The following is a 22,683-nucleotide window of genomic DNA, read 5'->3' as shown; positions in this document are numbered from 1 at the left end:
TTGCAAGGCTGAACGCGCGTGACGATCTTCGATTACCTGGTGCTGTTCGTGCTGGTGACGTCCGTGCTGATCAGCATGATGCGTGGCCTGGTCAAGGAAATACTGTCACTGGTCAGCTGGATCGTGGCTTTCGTCATTGCCAACGCCTATGGCGCCACGCTGGCGAAATTCCTGCCGGAAGCCGTGCCGGGCGAAGCCGTCCGATTGTTGCTGGCCTTCGTGGTGCTGTTCATCGGCGTGCGCATTTTGATGGGATTGCTGTCCATGACGGTGGACGCGCTGGTCAAGGTGACGGGCCTGAGCCTGGCCGACCGCACCCTGGGCAGCCTGTTCGGCGTGGCGCGGGGCCTTGTGATCGTGCTGACCGCCGTCATCTTGTGCGGCATGACTTCCATACCGCAGCAGCCGTTCTGGAAAAACGCGCTGCTCAGCCCGCTCGCGGAACAGGGCGCGCGCGCCATCAAGCCTTATCTGCCTGCCGCTTACGCGCAGCATGTGAAATTTTGAATTTTTTTTAAAATCAGTAGCACAGTTTAGGAGCACACCATGTGTGGCATCGTCGGCGTCGTTTCCCATCAACCTGTCAATCAATTGCTGTATGATGCATTGTTGCTTTTGCAACATCGCGGTCAGGATGCGGCAGGGATTGCGACCAATCACAGCAGTATGTTTTCCATGCACAAGGCCAATGGCCTCGTGCGTGACGTCTTTCGTACGCGCAACATGCGTTCGCTGCAAGGCACGACGGGCATCGGCCACTGCCGCTACCCGACGGCCGGTTCGTCGAGCGAAGAGGAAGCACAGCCGTTTTATGTGAATGCGCCGTTCGGCATCACCCTGGCGCACAACGGCAACCTGACCAACTGGGAACAGTTGAAGCTGGAAATGTTCAAGAACGACCGCCGCCACATCAATACCGATTCCGACTCGGAAGTGCTGCTCAACGTGCTGGCGCATGAAATCCAGGAAGCGACGACGGGCCTGAACCTGGACCCGGAAGCCATCTTCAAGGCCGTTACCGTGCTGAACCGCCGCGTCAAGGGCGGCTATGCCGCCGTGGCGCAAATCGCCGGCGTGGGCTTGCTGGCCTTCCGCGACCCGCACGGCATCCGTCCGCTGTGCCTGGGCATCAATGAAACGGAGCAAGGTCCTGAATACCTGATCGCCTCCGAATCCGTGGCCCTGGAAGGCATGGGCTTCCGCTTCGTGCGCGACATCGGTCCCGGCGAAGCCGTCTTCATCGATGCCGACAAGCAATTGCACAGCGCCCAGTGCGCCGACAATGCCAGCCTGAATCCCTGCGTGTTCGAATTCGTCTACCTGGCCCGTCCCGATTCCGTCATCGACGGCGCCTCCGTGTATGCCACGCGCCTGAAAATGGGCGAATACCTGGCCGAAAAGATCCGCGCCGAACTGCCAGGCGTGCATATCGACGTGGTCATGCCGATTCCCGATTCCTCGCGTCCGGCCGCCATCCAGCTGGCCATGGCGCTGAACATCGAGTACCGCGAAGGCTTCATCAAGAACCGCTACATCGGCCGTACCTTCATCATGCCGGGCCAGGCGGCGCGCAAGAAATCCGTGCGCCAGAAGCTCAACGCGATCCCGTCCGAATTCAAGGACAAGGTCGTGCTGCTGGTCGACGATTCCATCGTGCGCGGCACCACCAGCCGTGAAATCGTGCAGATGGCGCGTGAAGCGGGCGCGACGAAAGTCATCTTCGCCTCGGCCGCGCCACCGGTGATCTTCCCGAACGTGTACGGCATCGACATGCCGACGCGCGACGAACTGATCGCCTACGGCCGCACGACGGAAGAAGTGTGCCGCGAAATCACGGCCGACTACCTGGTGTACCAGGATATCGGCGCGCTCAAGCAGGCGATCGCCGACGTCAACCCGGCCCTGACCAACTTCGAGGCGTCGTGCTTCGACGGCGTGTATGTGACGGGCGACGTGTCGCAGGAGTACCTGGACCGCCTGGAATATGCGCGCCACCATCCGAAGGCGGCAGCGCCCGAAGATACGCCCCGTTCCCAGTTGAACCTGAACCTGGCGACAACGGAAGCGTAATCGGCGCCTTGCTTTTGGGGGCAGACCCGCCGGGTCTGACCCCAGCTTTTGTCTTGGGTTAATAGTCTCCTGCATCCACCATGACCACCAATAAAACCTACGGCTTTACCACCACCATCCTGCATAACGACCGCCGCAAGGGCATCGAGCACGGCTCGCTGCACAAGCCCGTGCACACCTCCGTTGCCTTCGGCTACGCCGATGCGCGCCAGCTCGCTTCCGTGTTCCAGGGCAAGGAGCCGGGCTTCCGCTATGGCCGCCAGGGCAATCCGACCGTGTCCGCGCTGGAAGACAAGGTCAACAAGATGGAAGACGGCGTGGCGACCCTGTGCTTCGCCACGGGCATGGGCGCCATCGGCGCCGTGGTGCAATCGCTGCTGCGCGCGGGCGACCATGTCGTGTCGTCGGCCTTTTTGTTTGGCAATACCAACAGCCTGTGGCAAACGGTGACGGGGCAGGGCATAGCCGTGTCGTTCGTCGACGCCACCGACGTGGCCCATGTGGCGGCCGCCATCACGCCGGCCACGCGCATCGTGTTTGTGGAAACCATCGCCAACCCCCGTACGCAGATTGCCGACCTGAAGAAAATCGGCGACTTGTGCCGCGAGAAGGGCATCCTGTACATCGTCGACAACACCATGACGACGCCGTATCTGTTCCGCCCGAAAGCCGTGGGCGCGGGCCTGGTGGTGAATGCGCTGACGAAATCCATCGGCGGCCACGGCAATGCGCTGGGCGGCAGCTTGACGGACACGGGCGTGTTCGACTGGACGCAGTACCCGAACATCTTTGAAAACTATAAAAAGGCGGCGCCGCCCCAATGGGGCATCGCGCAGATCCGCGCCAAGGCCTTGCGCGACTTCGGCGCCTCGCTGGGCCCGGAAGCGGCGCACCATATCGCCGTCGGCGCGGAAACCATGGCCTTGCGCATGGACCGCACCTGCTCGAACGCGCTGGCGCTGGCCACCATGCTGCAGGCGGACCCGAGAGTGGCGGCCGTGCACTATCCGGGCTTGCCGTCGCACCCGCAGCATGCGCTGGCGACGGACTTGTTCCGCAGCTACGGTTCTCTGTTCAGCTTTGAATTGAAGGATGGCATCGACTGCTTCGATTTCCTCAATCGCCTGCATTTGGCCATTCCTGCCAGCAACCTGGGCGACACGCGCACCCTGGTCATTCCCGTCGCCCACACGATTTTCTATGAGATGGGCGCCGAGCGGCGCGCCAGCATGGGCATTGCCGAGTCCTTGATCCGCGTCTCCGTGGGCATCGAGGATGAGGCTGATCTGCTCGACGATTTCAAAAACGCGCTGGACGCCTAAGCAGCCGCGCGCCATGTGAAAAGGGCCGCAACAGTCATGCTGTTGCGGCCCTTTTTTTGCCTGCAGTGATTTAATGCCAGCTGCGCATGAGGCCGACAGCCAGCCCTTCCAGGGCAAACTCATCTTCCGGCGAGACGGTGATCACCTTGAAGTCGGGGTTTTCCGGCAGCAATTCGATGACGGAGCCCGTCTTCTTGTAGCGCTTGACGGTGACTTCGTCGCCGATGCGGGCGACGACGATCTGGCCATTCTTGGCGCTGTCGACTTTCTTGACGGCCAGCAAGTCGCCATCCATGATGCCGGCGTCGCGCATGGACCAGCCGCGCACCTTGAGCAGGAAGTCGGGCTTGGCCGAGAACAGGGCCGGGTCCACGTTGTAGCTCGCTTCCAGGTTTTCCTGCGCCAGGATGGGCGAACCGGCCGCCACCCGGCCGATCAGGGGCAGCGACATCAGCAGCGCTGCCGGCGCTTTCGACGGCAGCGCTTCGGCGGCGGCGCCGATCAGGCGGATGCCGCGCGAGGTGCCGGGCGAAATCTCGATGGCGCCCTTGCGGGCCAGGGCCTGCAAATGCTCTTCGGCCGCATTGGCCGACTTGAAACCCAGTTCATTGGCGATTTCGGCACGGGTGGGAGGGAACCCCGTATTTTCGATCGCGTCCTTGATCAGGTTCAGGATTTGTTCTTGTCGTGCTGTCAGCTTGATCATGAGCGGTGGGTGCATACTAAAATGCTGTCTATATGAACAGTCTGTATTTTTGTACAGTATCGCCTACTATGCAAGGGGATTTCCGTGTTTTGCGTGGATTTCGCAAGAAATAGTCGCCCACGGCTAAAAAACAGGACGGCGCACGGGCTTTCCGGGCGCTGGTGGAGGGAATGGTTGAAACGTTTGCAAAAGGCGGTTATAATCTTCGGCTGACCTTCCCACACCCGTCTTGACGCCGGGGTGGGCGATTATCAATCCGACCTGAAGGAGTTTGCATGCGTCATTATGAAATAGTCTTTATCGTCCATCCGGACCAAAGCGAGCAAGTGCCCGCGATGATCGAACGCTACAAAGCCAGCGTAACCACCCGCGGCGGTTCGGTTCACCGCGTGGAAGATTGGGGCCGCCGTCAAATGGCTTACTCGATCCAAAAGCTGCCTAAAGCACACTACATCTGCCTGAACATCGAATGCGACAACGAGACCCTGGTCGAGTTGGAAACAGCATTCAAATTCAATGATGCCGTGTTGCGTCACCTGACCGTTAAAATGAAGAAAGCTGAAACAGCTCCTTCGCCGATGATGAAATCGGTACAACGCGAAGACGCGGCCAAAAGCCACCGCACCGAAGCACCAGCAGCCGCTCCAGCCGCAGCCGCTTAATTTTTGACCAGGATCGTGCGCTGAACCAGCTACAAGTCACCGCCATCATTGCCGAGCGCGAAATATTGCGCTATACCCCGGCAGGGCTGCCGATTGTGAATGCAGTATTGCAGCACAGTTCGCAGCAGATGGAAGCAGGGATTGCCCGTTTGACCGAGTTTGATGTTGCCGCGCTAGCCGCTGGCGAAATCTCAGGCCGGTTCAGTCAGGCAAGCTTGGGCGGGGTCTATCAGTTCACGGGTTTCCTGGCCAGAAAAAGCCGCAACAGCAAGAGTTTGGTGTTTCACATCATTGATTTTAGTGCAGTCATTCCCGACTAGCGCATTTTAGATACAGGAGCCTGACATGGCATTCGGTAAAAAGTTCGACAAAAATAAGCTCAAGCTTAAAGAAAAACGCAAACAGCAAAACCCTTTGTTCAAACGTAAGAAGTTCTGCCGCTTCACGGCAGCTCACGTTGAGCAAGTCGACTACAAAGACGTCGACACGCTGAAAGACTTCGTCCAGGAAAACGGCAAGATCATGCCAGCACGCCTGACCGGTACCAAAGCGCACTACCAGCGCCAAGTCGACACCGCAATCAAGCGCGCTCGCTTCCTCGCGCTGCTGCCATACACCGATCTGCACCACGCTTAATCGGTCAGATATTCCTGGAGAAGAACTATGCAAATCATTCTGTTAGAAAAAGTTGTAAACGTCGGTAACCTCGGCGAAGTCGTCAAAGTCAAAGACGGTTACGCACGTAACTTCCTGATCCCGCAACGCCTGGCACGTCGTGCTACGGCAACCGCTGTGGCTGAATTCGAAGTCAAGCGCGCCGAACTGGAAAAAGCTGCTGCTGCCAAACTGGCCGCATCGCAAGCCCAAGGTGAAAAACTGAGCGGCCTGACCGTTCAAGTTGCTCAAAAAGCTGGCGTCGATGGCCGTCTGTTCGGTTCCGTCACCAACTTCGACATCGCTGAAGCGCTGACCAAGCAAGGTTTTGCTGTTGAAAAAGCACAAATCCGCATGCCTACCGGCCCGCTGAAGATCGTTGGCGAGCACAACGTTTCGGTTGCTCTGCACACCGACGTGGTCGTGGAAGTTGTTATCGCTGTCGTACCAGACGCGAACGCGTAATCGTCTGCGGGCCTGGCCCGCAAGCGCTACCGTACAGTAAAGCACTATGAAAAGCCGGGTTCGCCCGGCTTTTTTGTGGCCTTTTTTTCGCGCAATTTCAGCCCTTTATTTTTGCCAGTACGCCGAAGCAGGTATAATTCGCGCCATGAACGCCCCCTCTGATCCGCAACTGGATTCCCTCCGTATTCCGCCGCACTCGATCGAAGCAGAACAATCCGTTATCGGTGGTCTGCTGCGCGACAATGCGGCGTATGACCGCATCGCCGACTTCATGCATGCGGAGGATTTCTATCGCTATGACCATCGCATCATCTTCGAGCAAATCGTCAAGATGGTTAACGCTTCCAAGCCAGCCGATGTCATTACTGTTTTTGAAACCCTGACCCAGCTCGGCAAGGCCGATGATGTGGGCGGACTCGCGTACCTGAACGCCATGGCGCAAAACACGCCATCGGCCGCGAACATCCGGCGCTACGCCGAGATCGTGCGCGACCGCGGCGTGCTGCGCAAACTCATTACCGTCGCCGACGATATCTCGGGCACGGCCTTCAGCCCGCAAGGCAAGGAAGTCAAGCAGATGCTTGACGAGGCCGAGTCGAAGATTTTCGCCATCGCCGAAGAAGGCGCGCGCGGCGCCCAGGGCTGGACTGCCATCCAGCCCCTGCTGACGCAAGTGGTCGAACGCATCGACGAACTGTACAGCCGCGACAACCAGAGTGAAATCACGGGCGTGCCCACCGGTTTCATCGACCTCGACCGCATGACCTCCGGTCTGCAGCCGGGCGATCTGGTGATCGTGGCGGGCCGTCCATCGATGGGCAAGACGGCGTTTTCCGTCAACATCGGCGAGAACGTGGCCATCGACAGCGGCTTGCCCGTGGCCGTGTTTTCGATGGAGATGGGCGGCGCCCAGCTGGCCATGCGTATGCTGGGCTCCGTCGGCCAGCTGGACCAGCACCGTCTGCGCACGGGCCGCCTGAACGACGAAGACTGGCCTCGCCTGACGAATGCGATCCAGAAGATGAACGACGCCCAGTTGTACATCGATGAAACGCCGGCGCTCAACTCGATCGAATTGCGCGCCCGCTCGCGCCGCCTGTCGCGTCAATGCGGCAAGCTGGGCCTGATCATCGTCGATTACTTGCAACTGATGTCGGCCAATACGCCGGGCGATAACCGCGCCACGGAGATTTCCGAGATTTCGCGGGGCTTGAAAGGCCTGGCGAAAGAACTCGGCTGTCCCGTGATCGCCCTGTCCCAGCTGAACCGCTCGCTGGAACAACGCCCGAACAAGCGTCCCGTCATGTCCGACTTGCGCGAATCGGGCGCTATCGAGCAGGATGCCGACGTGATCCTGTTCATTTACCGCGACGAGGTGTATAACCCCGACTCGCCGGACAAGGGAACGGCCGAAATCATCATCGGTAAACAACGTAACGGTCCAATCGGCAGCATCCGCCTCACCTTCATGGGGCAGTACACCAAATTTGGCAATTACAGTGGTGGCCTGGCGCTTTACCAAGGCGACTAAGACTCAGCAGCACTGGCAATTCCATCGGCCGCCCCCGACTACGGGGCGGCTTTCTGTAGTAAATAACACGACTCAATGCTTAACGGAGAATGACATGTTTGGACGCTTGATGCCCACTGAGGGCAAGTTTTTTGAATTGTTTAACCAGCACGCGGAACTGTGCGTCAAGGGCGCCAAAGAGATGCTCGGCCTGATGACCAATTTCGACGACCTGGAAAACCGCGTACATGCGATCGAAAGCATCGAGAAACAGGCGGACAAAGTCACCTACGCCACCGTGGAAATGCTGCACAAGACCTTCATCACGCCGATCGACCGCGATGACATCCACCAGCTGATCACGCGCCAGGACGACATTCTGGACTTGCTGGAAGATGCGGCGCAAACCGTTTCGCTGTATGACCTGAAAGCCGTCACGCCGGAAGCCAAGCGCCTGGCCGAACTGGTGCTGGCCTGTACCGAAAAAGTGCGCGACGCCGTCGCCATGCTGCACAACATGGACAACTCGCGCAAGATCGTCGCCATCTGCGAAGAGATCGACCGCCTGGAATCGGACGCCGACCACGTGATGCGCGCCGCCATGTCCAAACTGTTCCGCGACGAACCGGACGTGCGCAACCTGATCAAGCTGAAAGCGATCTACGAAATTCTGGAAACCGTCACCGACCGTTGCGAAGATGTGTCCAATATTATCGAAGGCATCATCGTCGAAAACGCGTAAGCGTTGGGCCTGTCCTGAACCAGAATCAGAAAAGAAACTACAATGACCATACAAATCAGCATCTACGTGCTAGGCCTGTTGATCGTCCTTGCGCTGCTGTTTGACTTCATGAACGGCTTCCACGATGCCGCCAACGCGATCGCTACGGTGGTCTCGACGGGCGTATTGAAACCGCAGACCGCGGTTGCCATGGCTGCCACCTTCAACTTCGTCGCCATTTTCGTGTTCCACCAGCTGACCGTGGCCGCCACGGTGGGCAAGGGCACCATCGATCCGGCGGTGATCGACCAGTACGTGATCTTCGGCGCGCTGATGGGCGCCATCTTCTGGAATCTGTTTACCTGGTACTACGGGATTCCGTCTTCGTCCTCGCACGCGCTGATCGGCGGCCTGGTGGGCGCGGCAGTCGCCAAGTCCGGCACGGGCGCGCTGGTCGCGGCCGGCCTGTGGAAGACGGTGGCCTTCATCGTCATCGCACCGGTGCTGGGCTTTGTGTTCGGTTCGATCATGATGCTGCTCGTCTCCTGGATCTTCGTGCGCTCGACGCCGCGCAAGGTCGACAAGTGGTTCCGCCGCCTGCAGCTGGCATCGGCAGCCGCTTACAGCCTGGGCCACGGCGGCAACGATGCGCAAAAAACCATCGGCATCATCTGGATGCTGCTGATCGCCGCCGGCTACTCGAGCGCGGCCGACGCCATGCCGCCGATGTGGGTCATCATCTCGTGCTACACGGCCATCAGCTTCGGCACCCTGTTCGGTGGCTGGCGCATCGTCAAGACCATGGGCCAGAAGATCACCAAGTTGAAACCGGTCGGCGGCTTCTGCGCCGAAACGGGCGGCGCGATCACCCTGTTCGTCTCGACGGCGCTGGGCATTCCCGTCTCGACCACGCACACCATCACGGGCGCCATCGTCGGCGTCGGTTCGTCGCAAAAAATGTCGGCCGTGCGCTGGGGCGTGGCAGGCAATATCGTGTGGGCCTGGATCTTCACGATCCCCGCTTCCGCCTTCGTTGCCGCAGTGGCATGGTGGATTGGCCACCACATCATGTAATGGATAGCCAACGCCAGTAAAAAGGGAGCCTTGCGGCTCCCTTTTTTTATGCGCGGGCCAGTTCCACCGTCAGCCCTTCGTAGGCGAGGAATACCTGCAGGCCGGCCAGGCGGTCCGCATAGCGGCCCATCACGTCGGCAAACACGGCTTCCAGCTGCTCGTCGCTGCGCGTCGGTTCGTGGTGGGTGCAGTACAGGCGCCGTGCGCCGCAGCGCAGGGCCAGGTCGAAGGCGGCGTCGAAGGTGCCGTGGCCCCAGCCCTGTTTGCCCGGGTATTCCTCGCGCGTGTACGAGCAATCCATGATCAGCGCATCGACGCCGGCGATCAAGGCGTCGATGCCCGCCTGGCGCTGCGCATTGCGCGCAGCGCAGTCCGCGTGCTCGGCATGGCCGGGCGGATGCAGGTTGTAGAACGGTTCATGGTCGCCGCTGAAGAACAGCGAGGCGCCGCCGCAGTCGATGCGGTAGCCGAGGTTGACGACGGGGTGGTTCATCTCCGCGCCGCGTACGCGCGCGCCGCCCACCTCGACGGCTTCGCCGGGTGCCAGGGTGCGGTACTCGATGCTGGCCGCCATGGCCGCTTCGCTGACGGGGAAATAGCTGTTTTGCAGCTGTACCGCCATCACGTGCTCGATGCCGCGCCCGCTGATGGCGTCCAGGGCGCCATGCAGGCGCATGCGGTTGCCGGCCACGAACAGGGGGCTGAACATGGGCAAGCCGTGGATGTGGTCCCAATGGCTGTGCGTGATGAAGACGTGGGCGTCGACGGGCAGGCCCGGCGGCAGTTGCTGCGCCAGCGAGAAAATGCCGCTGCCCGCGTCGAGGATGATCAGGCTGTCGTCGTCGGTGCGTACTTCGATGCACGTGGTGTTGCCGCCATAGCGCGCCGTGCGCGGGCCGGGGGAGGGGATGGAGCCGCGCACGCCCCTGAACGTGAATTTCATTCAGTACCTTGTTACAGTGTAATTATTGTTGATTCTATTCTAATTAATGAAATTGGCGGCAACATTTGTGTGTGTTGCGATACGGAAAGTTATTTCATTTTGTTGCAAGTAAGTAATGTACAGTGCGCAGGGCGGCCGTTACACTGGCGCTTGCCGATTTCCCCATCCTTACCTGATTGCCACCAACATGCCTCAGTTGCACCCTGAGAAGATCGCCCACAGACTGGAGCAATTGACTGAACTCAGTGTCGCGCTGGGCCACGGCCTGGGCGGCGAGGGGCACGACATCGGCGCGCTGCTGCAGCGCATCGTGCTGCTGGCAAAAAGCATGAGCGGGGCCGATGGCGCCACCCTGTACCGGCCCGCGCTTGAGGGCCGCCAGCTGGCGTTCGACATCAGCGTCAACGACAGCCTGGGCATTGTGCAGGGCGCCGACATGGGCTTGCCGGGCGTGCCCCTGTTCGACGAGGCGGGCCAGCCCAACCTGGCGTCGGTGGCCGCGTATGCGGCGAACCTGCGCCGCAGCGTGAATATCGCCGACGTGTACCGCGACGAAGGCTTCAATTTTTCCGGCATGCGCGACTTCGACCGCCACCACGGCTACCACACGCAATCGATCCTGACGGTGCCCATGAGTGACCATGAGGGCGATCTGATCGGCGTGCTGCAGCTGGTCAATGCCAAGGATGGCGACACGGGCCAGGTGCGCGCCTTTTCCTCCACCGACCAGCGCTTCATCGAGGCGCTGGCCGCGCAGGCGGGCGTGGCGCTGACGAATCAATTATTGATCTCGCAGCTGGAAGAGCTGCTCGAATCGCTGGTTACCCTGATCAATATCGGCATCGATGAAAAGTCGCCGTACACGGGGCGGCACTGCCAGTTCGTGCCCGAGCTGACGATGCTGCTGGCCGATGCCGCGCACGCCACGCAAACGGGGCCGCTGGCCGATTTCCGCCTCAGCGACAACGAGCGCAAGCAGCTGTGGCTGGCCGGCCTGCTGCACGATTGCGGCAAGATCACCACGCCCGTGCACGTGGTCGACAAGGCCACCAAGCTGGAGACGATTTTCGACCGCATCGCCCTGATCGACACGCGCTACGAAGTGCTGCTGCGCGACGCCGAGATCGCCGCCCTGCGCCAGCAGGCGGCGCAGCCGCAGCAGGCGGACGCCATCGGGCAGGCGCTGGAACGGGAGCTGGCCGCGCTGCGCGCAGAGCGCGACTTCATCCGCACGGCGAACGTCGGCGGCGAGAGCATGGCGCAGGCCGACCAGGAAAGAGTGCGGCAGATCGCCAAGCGCCGCTGGCGCGCGGCGGACGGCCAGCTGCGCGATTTCCTCGACGCCGACGAGACGGAAAACCTGACCATCCGCGCCGGCACCCTGACGGCAGCCGAGCGGGCCATCGTCAACAACCATATCAGCGTGTCGATCCGCATGCTCGAGGCGCTGCCGTGGCCCAAGCACCTGCAGAAGGTGCCCGAATATGCGGGCGGCCACCACGAGCGCATGGACGGCAAGGGCTATCCGCGGGGACTGACGAAGGAGCAGATGTCGGTGCCGGCGCGGCTGATGGCCATCGCTGATATTTTCGAGGCGCTGACGGCGCGCGACCGGCCCTACAAGAAGGGCAAGCCGCTGTCCGAATCCTTGCGCATCCTCGGCAATTTCAGCCTGAACGGGCATATCGATCCGGACCTGTTCGACGTTTTCATCCGCAGCAAGGTGTACCTGACCTTCGCTGAAAAGCACATGCATCCGAGCCAGATCGATGCCGTCGACGAGGCGGCCATTCCGGGCTACACGCCGTGATGCGGGCCTGGCGCGCGGCGCTGGCGCAGACCTTGCGCAAGCATGGGGCGCGCTGTTTGCTGGGCGTGCTCCTGAGCGTGGCGGCCGCCATCGCGTGCCTGGCCGGCAATGACAATATCGCGCGGCTCGACGCCATGCTGGGCGACTGGCGCATGCGTGCCGAGACGCCGCAGCTGGACCGCCGCATCGTCATCGTCGACATCGACGAGCAAAGCCTGGCCCGGGTGGGCCGCTTCCCGTGGAGCCGCGACATCCAGGCGCGCCTGGTGCGCCAGCTCACCGCGCATTACGGCGTGGCCGCGCTGGGCTTCGATATCTCGTTTCCCGAAGCGGACACCAGTTCCGGCTACGCCGTGCTGCAAGGCCTGGCGCGGGGCGAACTGGCTGGCGTGGCCGGCTTGCCGGCGCAGCTGGAAAGACTGCGCCCGGCCATGGACTACGATGGCCTGTTTGCCGAGGCCATGCGCGGCCAGCCCGTGGTGCTCGGCTACAGCGTCTCGGAGCAGCAAAGAAAGGGCGTGCTGCCCAAGCCGGCCTTCACCGTGGCCGATTTGAACGGGCGCGCCGTCACGGCCTACGTGGCGCGCGGCTACGAAGCCAATATCGCGCCCCTGCAGGCGGCCGCACAGGGCGCCGGCATCTTCACGGCGCTCACCGATGCGGACGGCGTGGTGCGCTCCTCGACCCTGTTGCAGCGCATCGGCGACGGCTATTATCCGTCGCTGTCGCTGGCCACCGTGGCCGTCTACCTGCAGGCGCGCGCCATCGCTCCCCGTTTCACGGGCACGGCCGATACCCTGTCGGCGCGCGAGCTGGCCAGCGGCGGGCTCGAACACCTCATGCTGTTCACGCCGCGCGGCGCGATGACGATACCCGTGGGTGAAGCGCTGACCGCCACGGTGCAGTACCGCGGCGCGGGCGGCCCCGTCGGCGGCGCCTTCCGCTATGTGTCGGCGTCCGACGTGCTGGCCGGCACGGTTGCGCCCGCGCTGCTGAAAGGGGCCATCGTGCTGGTGGGCACCACGGCGCCGGGCTTGAACGACATCCGCGCCACGCCCGTGAATGCGGAATACCCGGGCGTGGAAGTGCACGCCAACCTGATCAAGTCCATGCTCGACGGGCGCTTCAAGGCGCGCCCTGACTACGCGCTGGCGTTCGAGCTGGTGCAGATCGTGCTGTTTGGCCTGCTGCTGGCGGGCGCCCTGGCCGTGCTGCCGCCGGCCGGCGTGATGCTGGCCACCGTGGGCGCGCTGGCGGCCGCCATCGCCATCAACCTGTATCTGTACGCCGTGCACGACCTGGTGCTGGGCGGCGCCGTGCTGTTGCTGCTGATCGTCGCGCTGTTCATCGTCAACCTGGCGTGGGGCTATTTTTTCGAGGTGCGCAAGGGCCGCGCGCTGGTGGCGCGCTTCGGCGAATATGTGGCGCCCGAACTGGTGGCCGAGATGGCCGACGATCCGCAGCGCTACACGATGGAGGGCGAGAACCGCGAACTGACGGTGCTGTTTGCCGACGTGCGCGGTTTTACGGCCATTTCCGAGCAGCTGGCGCCGGCGGTGCTGCGCGAATACATCAATCTGTACCTGACGGCCATGTCGGAAGATATCCGCGACAGCCATGGCGGCACCCTCGACAAATACATCGGCGACGCCGTGATGGCGTTCTGGGGCGCGCCCGTCGCCTTTGCCGACCACGCCAGCCGGGCCGTGGCCAGCGCCCTGCTGATGCAGCACAGCGCGGCGCGCCTGAACGGGGATTTCGCCGCGCGCGGCTGGCCGGCCCTGCGCATCGGCATCGGCATCAATACGGGCCCCATGCATGTGGGCGACATGGGTTCGCGCATCCGCCGCGCCTACACGGTGATGGGCGACAGCGTCAACCTGGCCGCGCGCCTGGAAGGGGCCAGCAAGCTGTATGGCGTGGGCATCGTCGTGGGCGCCGCCACGCGCGCTGGCGCGCCGGATTTCCTGTACCGCGAACTCGACCGGATAAGAGTGCTGGGCAAGCAGGAAGCGGTGGCCATCTTCGAGCCGCGCTGCCTGCTGGCCGACGCCGGCGAGGCGGAGCTGGCGCAGCTGGAGCGCTGGCACGGGGTGCTGGCCCTGCTGCGCGCGCGCGACTGGGCGGCCGCCGACGCGCAACTGGCGCAGTTGCAGGCGGACTTCCCCGACGATGGGCTGTACCGCCAGTACGCGCTGCGCCTGCAGCGCTATCGCAGCGCGCCGCCGCCTGCCGGCTGGGATGGCGTGACTGAATTGAGCAGCAAGTAAGCGTGCTCCTGCTGTCGAAAATATAAGGAATTGCGTGATTGTTCAGCATCGCGGCGCACCGTTTGTTGCGCTGCGATGAAAATCAGGGGAGTAATGTTAGAAATTTCTGACTGGAAACTAAAAGCCGTCTAAAATTTGTCTTCAATCCATTGCCGGGCACGCTGGCGCCTGCGGGCGGCGCGCTGGTCCGGTTACACAAGAAATCCTTCACATGACATATCGTTTGGTGCACCTGCTTGCGGGTTCCGCGCTGCTGTTCGCCGTCGGCGCCGCCGGCGCCGCCGTTTCCATGGATGAAGCTGCTCCTGCCCTGCAGGAGGACGGCGTGCCGCGCTTCGAAATCCGCCGCTTCGATGTCCAGGGCAATACCCTGCTCACGTCCGCGCAGGTGCAGGCGCTGCTGGCGCCCCACACGGGCGCGCAGCGCGATTTTTCCGACATTGCCCGCGCCGTCGAAGCGCTGGAAGGGGCTTACCGCGCGCGCGGCTACAGCGCCGTGCAGGTGCAGCTGCCCGAGCAGGAACTGGAACGGGGCGTGGTGCGCCTGAACGTGCTGCAAACGCCGCTGGGCAAGGTGGCCATCAGCGGCAATACCCACGTCGACGAGGCCAACGTGCGGCGCGCCTTGCCCGCCCTGCGCGAAGGCGAGACGCCGAACTTGCCGGCCCTGTCGCAAAGCCTGAAGCTGGCCAATGAAAACCCGGCGCGCAAGATCGAAGTGCGCCTGCAGGCCGACGAGCCGGCGGGCGCCATCGACGCCATCGTCACGGTGGCCGATGAAAAGGCCTGGAAAGCCATGCTCAACGTGGACAATACGGGCAGTGCGCAGACGGGCAAGACGCATGTGGGCGTGGTGCTGCAGCACGCCAACCTGTTCGGCCGCGACCATGTCGCCAGCCTGCAATACACGAGCAGCCTGGAAAAGCCCGACAAGGTGGGCGTGTACGGCGCCGGCTACCACTTGCCGCTGTACGCGCTGGGCGACTCGATGGATTTCTTTGCCAGCTATTCGAACGTCGATTCGGGCAGCGTTTCGGCCGGTATCTTCGACCTGGCCGTCAGCGGCCAGGGCAGCATGGCCGGCATCCGCTACAACCAGAACTTTGCCCGCAGCGACGATTTCGAACCCAAGCTTGTGTATGGCATCGATTACAAGGCTTACCGTAACAGCGTGCAATTGTTCGGCATGCAACTGGGCGCCGACGTCACCGTGCATCCGCTCAGCGTCAGCTACATCGGCAACTGGACCTTGCCCACGGGCGAGACCAGCGTGGCCGTCACGTTCGCGCACAATATTCCCGGTGGCAAGCATGGCGCGCAAGCCGATTTCGACCGCGTGCGCGCGCATGCGAAGGCGGCCTACAACACCGTGCGCCTGAGCGCCAGCTCGGGCCGCGTGCTGGCCGGCGACTGGCAATGGCGCGCGCTGGTCAATGCGCAGGTCACGCCGGACGCGCTGGTGCCGGGCGAGCAGTTCGGCGCCGGCGGCGCCGCGTCCGTGCGGGGCTTTGCCGAACGCGAGGTGGCCAATGATTCGGGCGTCAACCTGAACCTGGAACTGTACACGCCGAACTGGTGCGGCCAGGCGCTGGGCTACCAATGCCGCGCGCTGGCTTTCTACGACACGGCCTGGCTGCGCCGCAACCATGCGCTACCCGGCGAAAGCGCTTCGCAAGGCATCAGCAGCGGCGGGCTCGGCTTGCGTTTGCTGCTGAGCCGCTACGCCAATCTGCAACTCGATTACGCCCATGTCGGCAATGGCGGCGACACGGGACAGCGGGGCGCCAACCGCCTGCATTTCCGCCTCGCCTTGGCCTACTAGCATCAGGATGAACACCATGCACACTCACGTCCAGCACGCCTCCGTTTTCATCCTGACGCCACCCTTTGCGCCGCCCTTGCGCCGCACGGCGCTGGCGCTGCTGCTCGCCGGCTGCTTCGGCGCGGCGCAGGCCAATCCCGCCTTGCCGCAGGTAGTCAATGGGCAGGCCACGTTCAACCAGCAGGGCAATGTGTTCTCGATTACGAACACGCCCAACACCATCATCAACTGGCAGAGTTTTTCCATCCATGCGGGCGAAATCACGCGCTTCATCCAGCAAAACGGCAATAGCGCCGTGCTCAACCGCATCACGGGACAAGACCCCAGCAAGATCCTGGGCAGCCTGGAATCGAACGGCAAGGTATTCCTGATCAATCCGAACGGCATCGTCTTCGGCCAGGGCGCGACAGTGAACGTGAACGGCCTGGTGGCATCCAGCCTGGGCATGACGAACGAGGACTTCCTGGCCGGCAAGCGCCAGTTCACGGCGGGCGGCGTGGCCGGCAGCGTCGGCAATGCCGGCACCATCAACGGGGGCAAGGGCGGGCAAGTGCTGCTGATCGCGCCGAACGTGGAGAACACGGGCATCATCACGGCGCCGAACGGCGAAGTGATCCTGGCGGCCGGGCGCAGCGTGCAGCTGGCCGACCCCGGCAATCCGCAATTGCGCGTGCTGGTTTCGGCGCCAGCCGACCAGGCGCTGAACCTGGGCCAGATCATCGCCCAGGGCGGCAGCATCGGCATGGCGGGTGCGCTGGTCAGCCAGCGCGGCGTGCTCAACGCGAACAGCGCCGTCGTCGGCGAGCAAGGGCGCATCGTGCTCAAGGCCAGCGGCAAGGCGCTGCTCGAAGGGGGCAGCGTCACCAGCGCCACGGGCGCGGCCGGCAAGGGCGGCGAGATCCAGGTGCTGGGCGAGCAGGTGGGCTTGCTGGGCAATGCGCGCATCGATGCCAGCGGCGCCACGGGCGGCGGCACGGTCTTGCTGGGCGGCGATTACCAGGGCAAGAACGCGGCCGTGCAGAATGCGCGCCAGGTGCTCATCGGCAAGGACGCCACGGTAGCCGCCGATGCCACCGGCAACGGCAACGGCGGCAAGGTCATCGCCTGGGGCAATGACTCGGCGCAGGTGCACGGCAGTATTTCCGCGCGCGGCGGCGCCCAGGGCGGCGACGGCGGCTTCGTGGAAACCTCGGGCCATTCCCTGGCCGTGGACGGCATCCGCGTCGATACGAGCGCGCGCCGCGGCAAGCGCGGCAGCTGGCTGCTCGATCCCTACGATATCGATGTGGTACAGGGCGGCGGCGGCAGCCTCGGCGACGTGGACGAGTTTGCCGAAGGTCCGCCCTCCAGCAGCACCAGCATCGGCGCCGACGTGATTTCTCACGCCAACAGCAACGTGACCCTGCAGGCCCAGCACCGCATCAATTTCAGCAGCGCCGTCAATATGCTCAATCCCGGCATCGGCCTGAGCGCCACGGCGGGCGAGACGATCAATGTGTATGCGGCCATCAGCACCAACGGCGGCAATGTGACCTTGTCGGCCAACGACGCCAGCAGCGGCGGCGCGTATGGGCCCGGCGCGAATATCCACCTGAACGCGCCGATCACGACGAACGGCGGCAATGTGTCGCTGTCCGGCGCCAGCGTGGCGGGCAGCGGCGCGGTCAGCGTCGGCAGCGGCAACCTGTCCCTGCGCGCCAATTTCTCGGGCGGCGAAATCAATCTGACGGGCGGCGGCGCAAGGCTGACGGGCAGCGGCGCCGCCGGCCAGACGGTGACCTTGCAGGCCGACAGCATCAGCATCGGCGGCACGCTGGATTTCGGCGGCACAGGCGGGCGCGCCAGCGTGGCCATCAAGCCACTGAGCAGTTCGCGCCTCATCGACCTGGGCAGCAAGTCCGGCGGCGCCCTGGGCCTGGACGCGGCCGAACTGGCCGGCATCTCGGCGTCCTCGCTGAGCATCGGCGACGGCAGCAACACGGGCGGCATGCGCATTTCGAATGCGATCAGTCTGGCGGGCGACCTGCGCCTCAATTCAGCTTCCCCCATCACGGCCACGGGCGCCGTCACGGTCGGCGGCCTGTTTGCCCTCGACGGCGGCGCGTGGACGCAAAATGCGCCCGGCCTGGCCGCTTTCTCGGCCAGCCGCTTCGCCATCGCGCCGGGCGCCAGCTTCCTGCGCGTGAGCGGCGGCGACGGCGGCACGGCCGCGCCGTACCAGATCGTCGATATCTACGGCTTGCAGGGCATCGGCAGCCTGGGGCTGGGCAACAACTACCGGCTGATGGGCAATATCGACGCCGGCGGCACCGCCAGCTGGAACCAGGGCGCCGGTTTTGCGCCCATCGCCGGCGGCGACGGCGCAGGGTATGCGGGCATGTTCGACGGCGGCGGTTTTGCCATCAATGGCCTGTACATCAATGCCCTGAACCCGACCGTCAGCTCCGGCGTGGGCCTGTTCGGCAAGGTGCAGGGTGGGACGGTACGCAATCTGGCCCTGCAACATGGCAGCGTGGCGGGCGTGAACAATGTCGGCGCGCTGGTCGGCCTGAATGTGGGCGGGACGCTGGACAGCGTGCGCAGCAGCGCCGCCGTCAGCGGCGCCAGCGCCGTCGGCGGCCTGGTCGGCAGCAACGGCGGCACGCTGCGCAATGCCAGCGCCAGCGGCAACGTCGCGGGTGTCAATGCGGCCAATGGCGGCAGCATCGGCGGGCTGGTGGGGGCGAACCTGGCCGGTGCCAGTATCGATGCCGCCTACGCCACGGGCGACGTGACGGGCGCGCGCGACAAGGTCGGCGGCCTGGTGGGGAACAATGACGGCGCCATAGCGCAGTCCTACGCCACGGGCAGCGCGCGCGGCGCGGCCAATATCGGTGGCCTGGCGGGGCGCAATGGCGGCAGCATCAGCGACGCCTACGCCACCGGCGCCGTCGGCGTGTCGGCCGATGGCGACGTGGCGGTGCCGCGCGCAAACCTGGGCGGGCTGATCGGCTGGAGCGCGGCGGGCAGCAGCGCCAGCCACGTCTACAGCAGCGGTGCCGTGGCCGGCAGCGGCTTTGCGGGCGGCACGGTGGGCGGCCTGGTGGGGCGCGCCGATGCGGGCGCGGGTATCGCGTTTGGCTTCTGGAACTATGAGACGGCCGGCATCCAGATGGACCAGGGCGGCGCCAGCGGCCGCACCACGGCGCAGATGCAGCAGCAGGGCAGCTTCAACGATTTCAATTTCAGCAGCGTCTGGCGCATCTACGATGGCTATACGACGCCGATGCTGAAGGCCTTCCTGAAACCGCTGCAAGTGAACGTGTCGGACAATGCCAGCGGCAAGGTCTACGATGGCCAGCTGGCCGCCTTCCTGGGCACGCTAGGCTACGTGGGATTGCTCGATGGCGACACGGGCGTCAATGGCAGCCTCGGCTACGGGAGCAATGCACGCAATGTGGGCACCTACGGCCTGACGGGGCTGTGGTCGACCAAGTACGACATCACCCTGGGCGGCACGACCACCTATGCCATCACGCCGCGCATCCTGACGGTGGGCATCGGCGGCAATGGCAAGGTGTATGACGGCAACCTGGGCTATGACGGTGCCACCTTCGTGCTGGGCAATGTGGTTGCCGGCGATAACATCAGCATCAGCGGCAGCGCCGCCTTCCTCGACAAGAACGCGGGCAGCGGCAAGGCCGTGCATGCCAGCGGCCTGGTCCTGGGCGGCAATGAACTGGGCAACTACAGCCTGGCCGCAAGCACGCAGGACGGCACGGCGGATATCACGGCGCGCGTGCTCAACTATGGCGTCACGGGCGCCCAGAGCCGCGTCTACGATGGCACGCTGCAAGCGGCTTTGAATGGCTATTTTGAAGGCCTGGTGGCGGGCGACCAGGTCGGCATGGCCGGTTTGCTGGGCAGCTTCCGCGACAAGAACGTGGGCAGCGGCAAGAGCGTCGACTACCAGGTGGCGACGGGTCACCTGACGGGCGCCGATGCGGGCAACTATGTGCTCAACGACTACACGGGCAGCACGACGGCCGACATCACGGCGCGCATCCTGAACGTGAGCTTTAGCGGCATCAACAAGACCTATGACGGCACGACGGCCGCGCAGGTCGGCTTCGGCGACGACCGGGTCAGCGGCGACAGTTTGACGGTGGCGGGCAGCGCCGCGTTTGGCGACAAGAATGCGGGAAGCGGCAAGGCCGTGAGTGTGACGAACGTGGCGTTGAGCGGCGGCGATGCGGGCAACTATGTGTTGAGCAGCAGTGCTGGCAGCACGACGGCCGACATCACGGCGCGCGTCCTGAACGTGAGCTTTAGCGGCGTCAACAAGACCTATGACGGTACGACGGGCGCGCAGGTCGGCTTCGGCGACGACCGCATCCAGGGAGACGCCTTGAGCGTGAGCGGCAATGGCGCGTTTGGCGACAAGAACGCGGGAAGCGGCAAGGCCGTGAGTGTGACGAACGTGGCGTTGAGCGGCGGCGATGCGGGCAACTATGTGTTGAGCAGCAATGCGGGCAGTACGACGGCCGATATTACGGCGCGTATCCTGAACGTGAGCTTTAACGGCGTCAACAAGACCTATGACGGCACGACGGGCGCGCAGGTCGGCTTCGGCGACGACCGGGTCAGCGGCGACAGCCTGACGGTGGCGGGCAGCGCCGCGTTTGGCGACAAGAACGCGGGGGCGGGAAAAACCGTCAACGTGACGAATGTGGGCCTCGATGGCGCCGATGCGGGCAACTATGTGCTGAGCGCCCGCTCCGGCAGCACCACGGCCGACATCGGCGCGCGCGCGCTGAACCTGTCCGGCGTGGCGGGCAACAAGGTCTACGACGGCACGACGGGCGCCAGCCTGGTCTTGGGCGATGACCGTCTTGCCGGCGACAGCTTGACGGCCTCGGCAGTGGCCAATTTTGCGGACAAGAACGTGGGCGCGGCCAAGGCCGTGCAGCTGAGCGGCGCGACCCTGACGGGCGCCGATGCGGGCAATTACTTTATCGTCTTGCCGACAGGCTTGCTGGCCAGCATTACGCCCGCCAGCCTGACCCTGGCCGGCCTGAGCGCGGCCGGCAAGGTGTATGACGGTACGACTTCCGCGACGGTCAGCGCGTCGGCAAACGGCGTGCTGGGCCAGGATGTGGTCAGCGTGGTGGGCGGCAGCGGCAGCTTTGCCGACAAGAACGCGGGCGCGGGCAAGCTGGTGACGGCCAGCGGCTTCCGCCTGGCGGGCGCCGATGCGGGCAACTATACCCTGGAAACGACGGGCGGCACGACGCAGGCATCGATCGCACAGAAGCAGATGTCCACGTGGATCGGCAACGGCAACGGCTTGTGGAGCGACGCCGCCAACTGGGACGGCGGCGTGGTGCCGGAAGGCGCGAACGTGCTGGCTGTCGATTTCAGCAACAGCAAGGGCATCGTGACCTACAGCGCGGCGGCCGGGAGCACCATCCTTAAAAACCTGAACTCGGCGTCGGGCTTGCTGTTGACGGGCGGCAGCCTGACTCTCGGTGAAAGCGCGCTCGACCGCTCCGTGCTGGGCGGTCTGGCCGGCCTGGAAATCAACGGCGGCAGCCTGCTGCTGAACGGCAGCCTGTCGGCCGACCGTTATGCGCAAGGCGGCGGGGTGTTGAGCGGCAATGGTAACTTGCTCGTCGCCAACAGCTTCCGCCAGACGGCCGGCGCCATCCGGCTGGCGGGCCAGCTGGCCATCACGCAGGCGAGTGGCGATTTGCGCTTTGCCAGCCTGGCGGCCAACGAGGTGAAATTGAGTGCCCTGAACGGTGCGATTGGCCAGGACGGTGCGCTGCTGGCCGGCAGCCTGGCTGCGCAGGCGCAAAACGGCATCGTGCTGGGCAATGCGGGCAACCAGGTGGGCAGTTTTACCGCCAGCAACAGCGCAGGAGGCGGCATTGCGCTGAACAATACCTCGGCGCCGGGCAGCCTGGTCCTGGGAACCTTGGTCACGGGGGCGGGCAATATCGCCATCGACAACACGGGCGCCATCGCCGCTGGCAATATCAATGCGAACGGCGGCAACGTGAGCGTGACGGCGCACAGCCCCGTCACCGTCAACGGCAAGATCCAGGGCAACGATATTGCGCTCAATGCCAGCACGGACGTGGTGCTGGGCAATGGCGCGCAGCTGGCAGCGGCGCGCGACATCAGCCTGGCGGCTGGCGGCGACGTCCGCCTCGAAGGCAATGCCCAGGTTCTCGGCGGCGGCAATTTCAGCGCCAGCGCGGGTGCCAATGTGCGCTTTGCGGAATCGGCAAGTGTCACTTTGCCGGCCGCGTCCGGCATGAGCGTGCTGGCGAAAGCGGGTAGCATCACGGGCACGCCGGGCGTGCGCATCAACCGCCAGCGCACCGGCGTGACCTTGCTGGCGCCGAATGGCACGGTGAACATGGCGGACGCCATCTTCCTGCCGGCGACCGCCACCGACAAGCCCGCCATCGATGCCAGCGCCAGTGCCGCCATCGTTGACGCCTTGCGCATCATCAAGCAGGCCGACCGTGCCGACGACCCGCTCGCATCCGCGTCGCCAGCCAAGGATGATGACAAGAAGAAAGACAGCAAAGATGTTGCCGATGCTACAGATAAACCCACAGGATACAAATACGATGATGCCGCTAAAAAAATGTACTGCAATTAAGG

The 22,683-nt window shown here is 63.9% G+C and carries 16 protein-coding genes; 14 read left to right on the top strand and 2 right to left on the bottom strand.

Features of this window, described 5'->3' with window-relative positions:
• Positions 1-18: 18 nt before the first annotated feature.
• The 3 genes from GCN74_RS12055 (at position 19) to GCN74_RS12045 (ending at position 3,392) form a co-directional block, all read left to right on the top strand.
• Positions 19-507, top strand: coding sequence for a CvpA family protein (locus tag GCN74_RS12055; protein ID WP_092795381.1), 489 nt, complete (start codon positions 19-21; stop codon positions 505-507).
• A 39-nt stretch (positions 508-546) separates the two neighbouring features.
• On the top strand, positions 547-2,070 hold the full coding sequence (gene purF, locus GCN74_RS12050; protein ID WP_152256904.1) for an amidophosphoribosyltransferase: 1,524 nt from the start codon (positions 547-549) through the stop codon (positions 2,068-2,070).
• A gap of 80 nt (positions 2,071-2,150) precedes the next feature.
• Complete coding sequence (locus tag GCN74_RS12045) at positions 2,151-3,392, top strand: cystathionine gamma-synthase family protein (RefSeq protein ID WP_152256903.1); 1,242 nt, start codon at positions 2,151-2,153, stop codon at positions 3,390-3,392.
• Positions 3,393-3,462: 70 nt separating this feature from the next.
• Here GCN74_RS12045 and lexA read toward each other — a convergent pair whose 3' ends face one another.
• Complete coding sequence (lexA, locus tag GCN74_RS12040; protein WP_152256949.1) at positions 3,463-4,098, bottom strand: transcriptional repressor LexA; 636 nt, start codon at positions 4,096-4,098, stop codon at positions 3,463-3,465.
• A 275-nt stretch (positions 4,099-4,373) separates the two neighbouring features.
• On the opposite strand from lexA, the gene rpsF reads away from it, so the two are divergent.
• The 7 genes from rpsF to GCN74_RS12005 all read left to right on the top strand — a co-directional run bounded on the left by rpsF (position 4,374) and on the right by GCN74_RS12005 (position 9,184).
• Positions 4,374-4,760, top strand: coding sequence for a 30S ribosomal protein S6 (gene rpsF, locus GCN74_RS12035; protein WP_010400028.1), 387 nt, complete (start codon positions 4,374-4,376; stop codon positions 4,758-4,760).
• Positions 4,761-4,780: 20 nt separating this feature from the next.
• Positions 4,781-5,080, top strand: coding sequence for a primosomal replication protein N (priB, locus tag GCN74_RS12030; protein ID WP_086144118.1), 300 nt, complete (start codon positions 4,781-4,783; stop codon positions 5,078-5,080).
• A 25-nt stretch (positions 5,081-5,105) separates the two neighbouring features.
• The gene (gene rpsR / locus GCN74_RS12025) at positions 5,106-5,396 is read left to right on the top strand and encodes a 30S ribosomal protein S18 (protein WP_010400024.1); all 291 of its coding nucleotides are present in this window, start codon (positions 5,106-5,108) and stop codon (positions 5,394-5,396) included.
• A gap of 27 nt (positions 5,397-5,423) precedes the next feature.
• Entirely contained in the window at positions 5,424-5,879 is a 456-nt protein-coding gene (gene rplI / locus GCN74_RS12020) for a 50S ribosomal protein L9 (protein ID WP_034783456.1), read from the top strand.
• Positions 5,880-6,024: 145 nt separating this feature from the next.
• Positions 6,025-7,410 carry a replicative DNA helicase gene (locus GCN74_RS12015; protein WP_034750488.1) on the top strand — a complete coding sequence of 462 codons (1,386 nt, stop codon included), beginning with the start codon at positions 6,025-6,027 and terminating at the stop codon, positions 7,408-7,410.
• 94 nt (positions 7,411-7,504) lie between these two features.
• Positions 7,505-8,131, top strand: a complete 627-nt coding sequence (locus GCN74_RS12010) for a DUF47 domain-containing protein (RefSeq protein WP_010400015.1) — start codon at positions 7,505-7,507, stop codon at positions 8,129-8,131.
• 42 nt (positions 8,132-8,173) lie between these two features.
• Positions 8,174-9,184 carry an inorganic phosphate transporter gene (locus GCN74_RS12005; RefSeq protein WP_152256902.1) on the top strand — a complete coding sequence of 337 codons (1,011 nt, stop codon included), beginning with the start codon at positions 8,174-8,176 and terminating at the stop codon, positions 9,182-9,184.
• A gap of 46 nt (positions 9,185-9,230) precedes the next feature.
• Here the strand turns inward: GCN74_RS12005 and GCN74_RS12000 are convergent, their stop codons facing one another.
• On the bottom strand, positions 9,231-10,127 hold the full coding sequence (locus GCN74_RS12000; protein ID WP_152256901.1) for an MBL fold metallo-hydrolase: 897 nt from the start codon (positions 10,125-10,127) through the stop codon (positions 9,231-9,233).
• A 187-nt stretch (positions 10,128-10,314) separates the two neighbouring features.
• Between GCN74_RS12000 and GCN74_RS11995 the strand changes: the two genes are divergently transcribed.
• The 4 genes from GCN74_RS11995 to GCN74_RS11980 all read left to right on the top strand — a co-directional run bounded on the left by GCN74_RS11995 (position 10,315) and on the right by GCN74_RS11980 (position 22,681).
• On the top strand, positions 10,315-11,937 hold the full coding sequence (locus GCN74_RS11995; protein WP_152256900.1) for a GAF and HD-GYP domain-containing protein: 1,623 nt from the start codon (positions 10,315-10,317) through the stop codon (positions 11,935-11,937).
• On the top strand, positions 11,937-14,207 hold the full coding sequence (locus tag GCN74_RS11990; RefSeq protein WP_193317056.1) for a CHASE2 domain-containing protein: 2,271 nt from the start codon (positions 11,937-11,939) through the stop codon (positions 14,205-14,207). Before GCN74_RS11995 ends, GCN74_RS11990 begins: the two co-directional genes overlap by 1 nt.
• A gap of 211 nt (positions 14,208-14,418) precedes the next feature.
• Positions 14,419-16,029, top strand: a complete 1,611-nt coding sequence (locus GCN74_RS11985) for a ShlB/FhaC/HecB family hemolysin secretion/activation protein (protein WP_152256898.1) — start codon at positions 14,419-14,421, stop codon at positions 16,027-16,029.
• Positions 16,030-16,045: 16 nt separating this feature from the next.
• Complete coding sequence (locus GCN74_RS11980; RefSeq protein WP_152256897.1) at positions 16,046-22,681, top strand: YDG domain-containing protein; 6,636 nt, start codon at positions 16,046-16,048, stop codon at positions 22,679-22,681.
• The last annotated feature ends 2 nt before the right edge of the window (positions 22,682-22,683 follow it).

Origin of the sequence: Janthinobacterium sp. FT14W, from assembly GCF_009208755.1 — a bacterium.
Classification (GTDB): domain Bacteria; phylum Pseudomonadota; class Gammaproteobacteria; order Burkholderiales; family Burkholderiaceae_D; genus Janthinobacterium; species Janthinobacterium violaceinigrum.
Note: the sequence above shows the minus strand (reverse complement) of the source record. Positions and strands in the feature narration are given on the sequence as shown.

Bases quoted from the DNA above. Each gene is read 5' to 3' on its own strand.
- rpsR (WP_010400024.1), top strand. From the start codon at position 5,106: ATGGCATTCGGTAAAAAGTTCGACAAAAATAAGCTCAAGCTTAAAGAA.
- GCN74_RS12000 (WP_152256901.1), bottom strand. From the start codon at position 10,127: ATGAAATTCACGTTCAGGGGCGTGCGCGGCTCCATCCCCTCCCCCGGC.
- GCN74_RS12010 (WP_010400015.1), top strand. From the start codon at position 7,505: ATGTTTGGACGCTTGATGCCCACTGAGGGCAAGTTTTTTGAATTGTTT.
- rplI (WP_034783456.1), top strand. From the start codon at position 5,424: ATGCAAATCATTCTGTTAGAAAAAGTTGTAAACGTCGGTAACCTCGGC.
- GCN74_RS12005 (WP_152256902.1), top strand. From the start codon at position 8,174: ATGACCATACAAATCAGCATCTACGTGCTAGGCCTGTTGATCGTCCTT.
- rpsF (WP_010400028.1), top strand. From the start codon at position 4,374: ATGCGTCATTATGAAATAGTCTTTATCGTCCATCCGGACCAAAGCGAG.
- purF (WP_152256904.1), top strand. From the start codon at position 547: ATGTGTGGCATCGTCGGCGTCGTTTCCCATCAACCTGTCAATCAATTG.
- GCN74_RS11980 (WP_152256897.1), top strand. From the start codon at position 16,046: ATGCACACTCACGTCCAGCACGCCTCCGTTTTCATCCTGACGCCACCC.
- GCN74_RS11990 (WP_193317056.1), top strand. From the start codon at position 11,937: ATGCGGGCCTGGCGCGCGGCGCTGGCGCAGACCTTGCGCAAGCATGGG.
- GCN74_RS12045 (WP_152256903.1), top strand. From the start codon at position 2,151: ATGACCACCAATAAAACCTACGGCTTTACCACCACCATCCTGCATAAC.
- GCN74_RS12015 (WP_034750488.1), top strand. From the start codon at position 6,025: ATGAACGCCCCCTCTGATCCGCAACTGGATTCCCTCCGTATTCCGCCG.
- lexA (WP_152256949.1), bottom strand. From the start codon at position 4,098: ATGATCAAGCTGACAGCACGACAAGAACAAATCCTGAACCTGATCAAG.
- GCN74_RS11995 (WP_152256900.1), top strand. From the start codon at position 10,315: ATGCCTCAGTTGCACCCTGAGAAGATCGCCCACAGACTGGAGCAATTG.
- GCN74_RS11985 (WP_152256898.1), top strand. From the start codon at position 14,419: ATGACATATCGTTTGGTGCACCTGCTTGCGGGTTCCGCGCTGCTGTTC.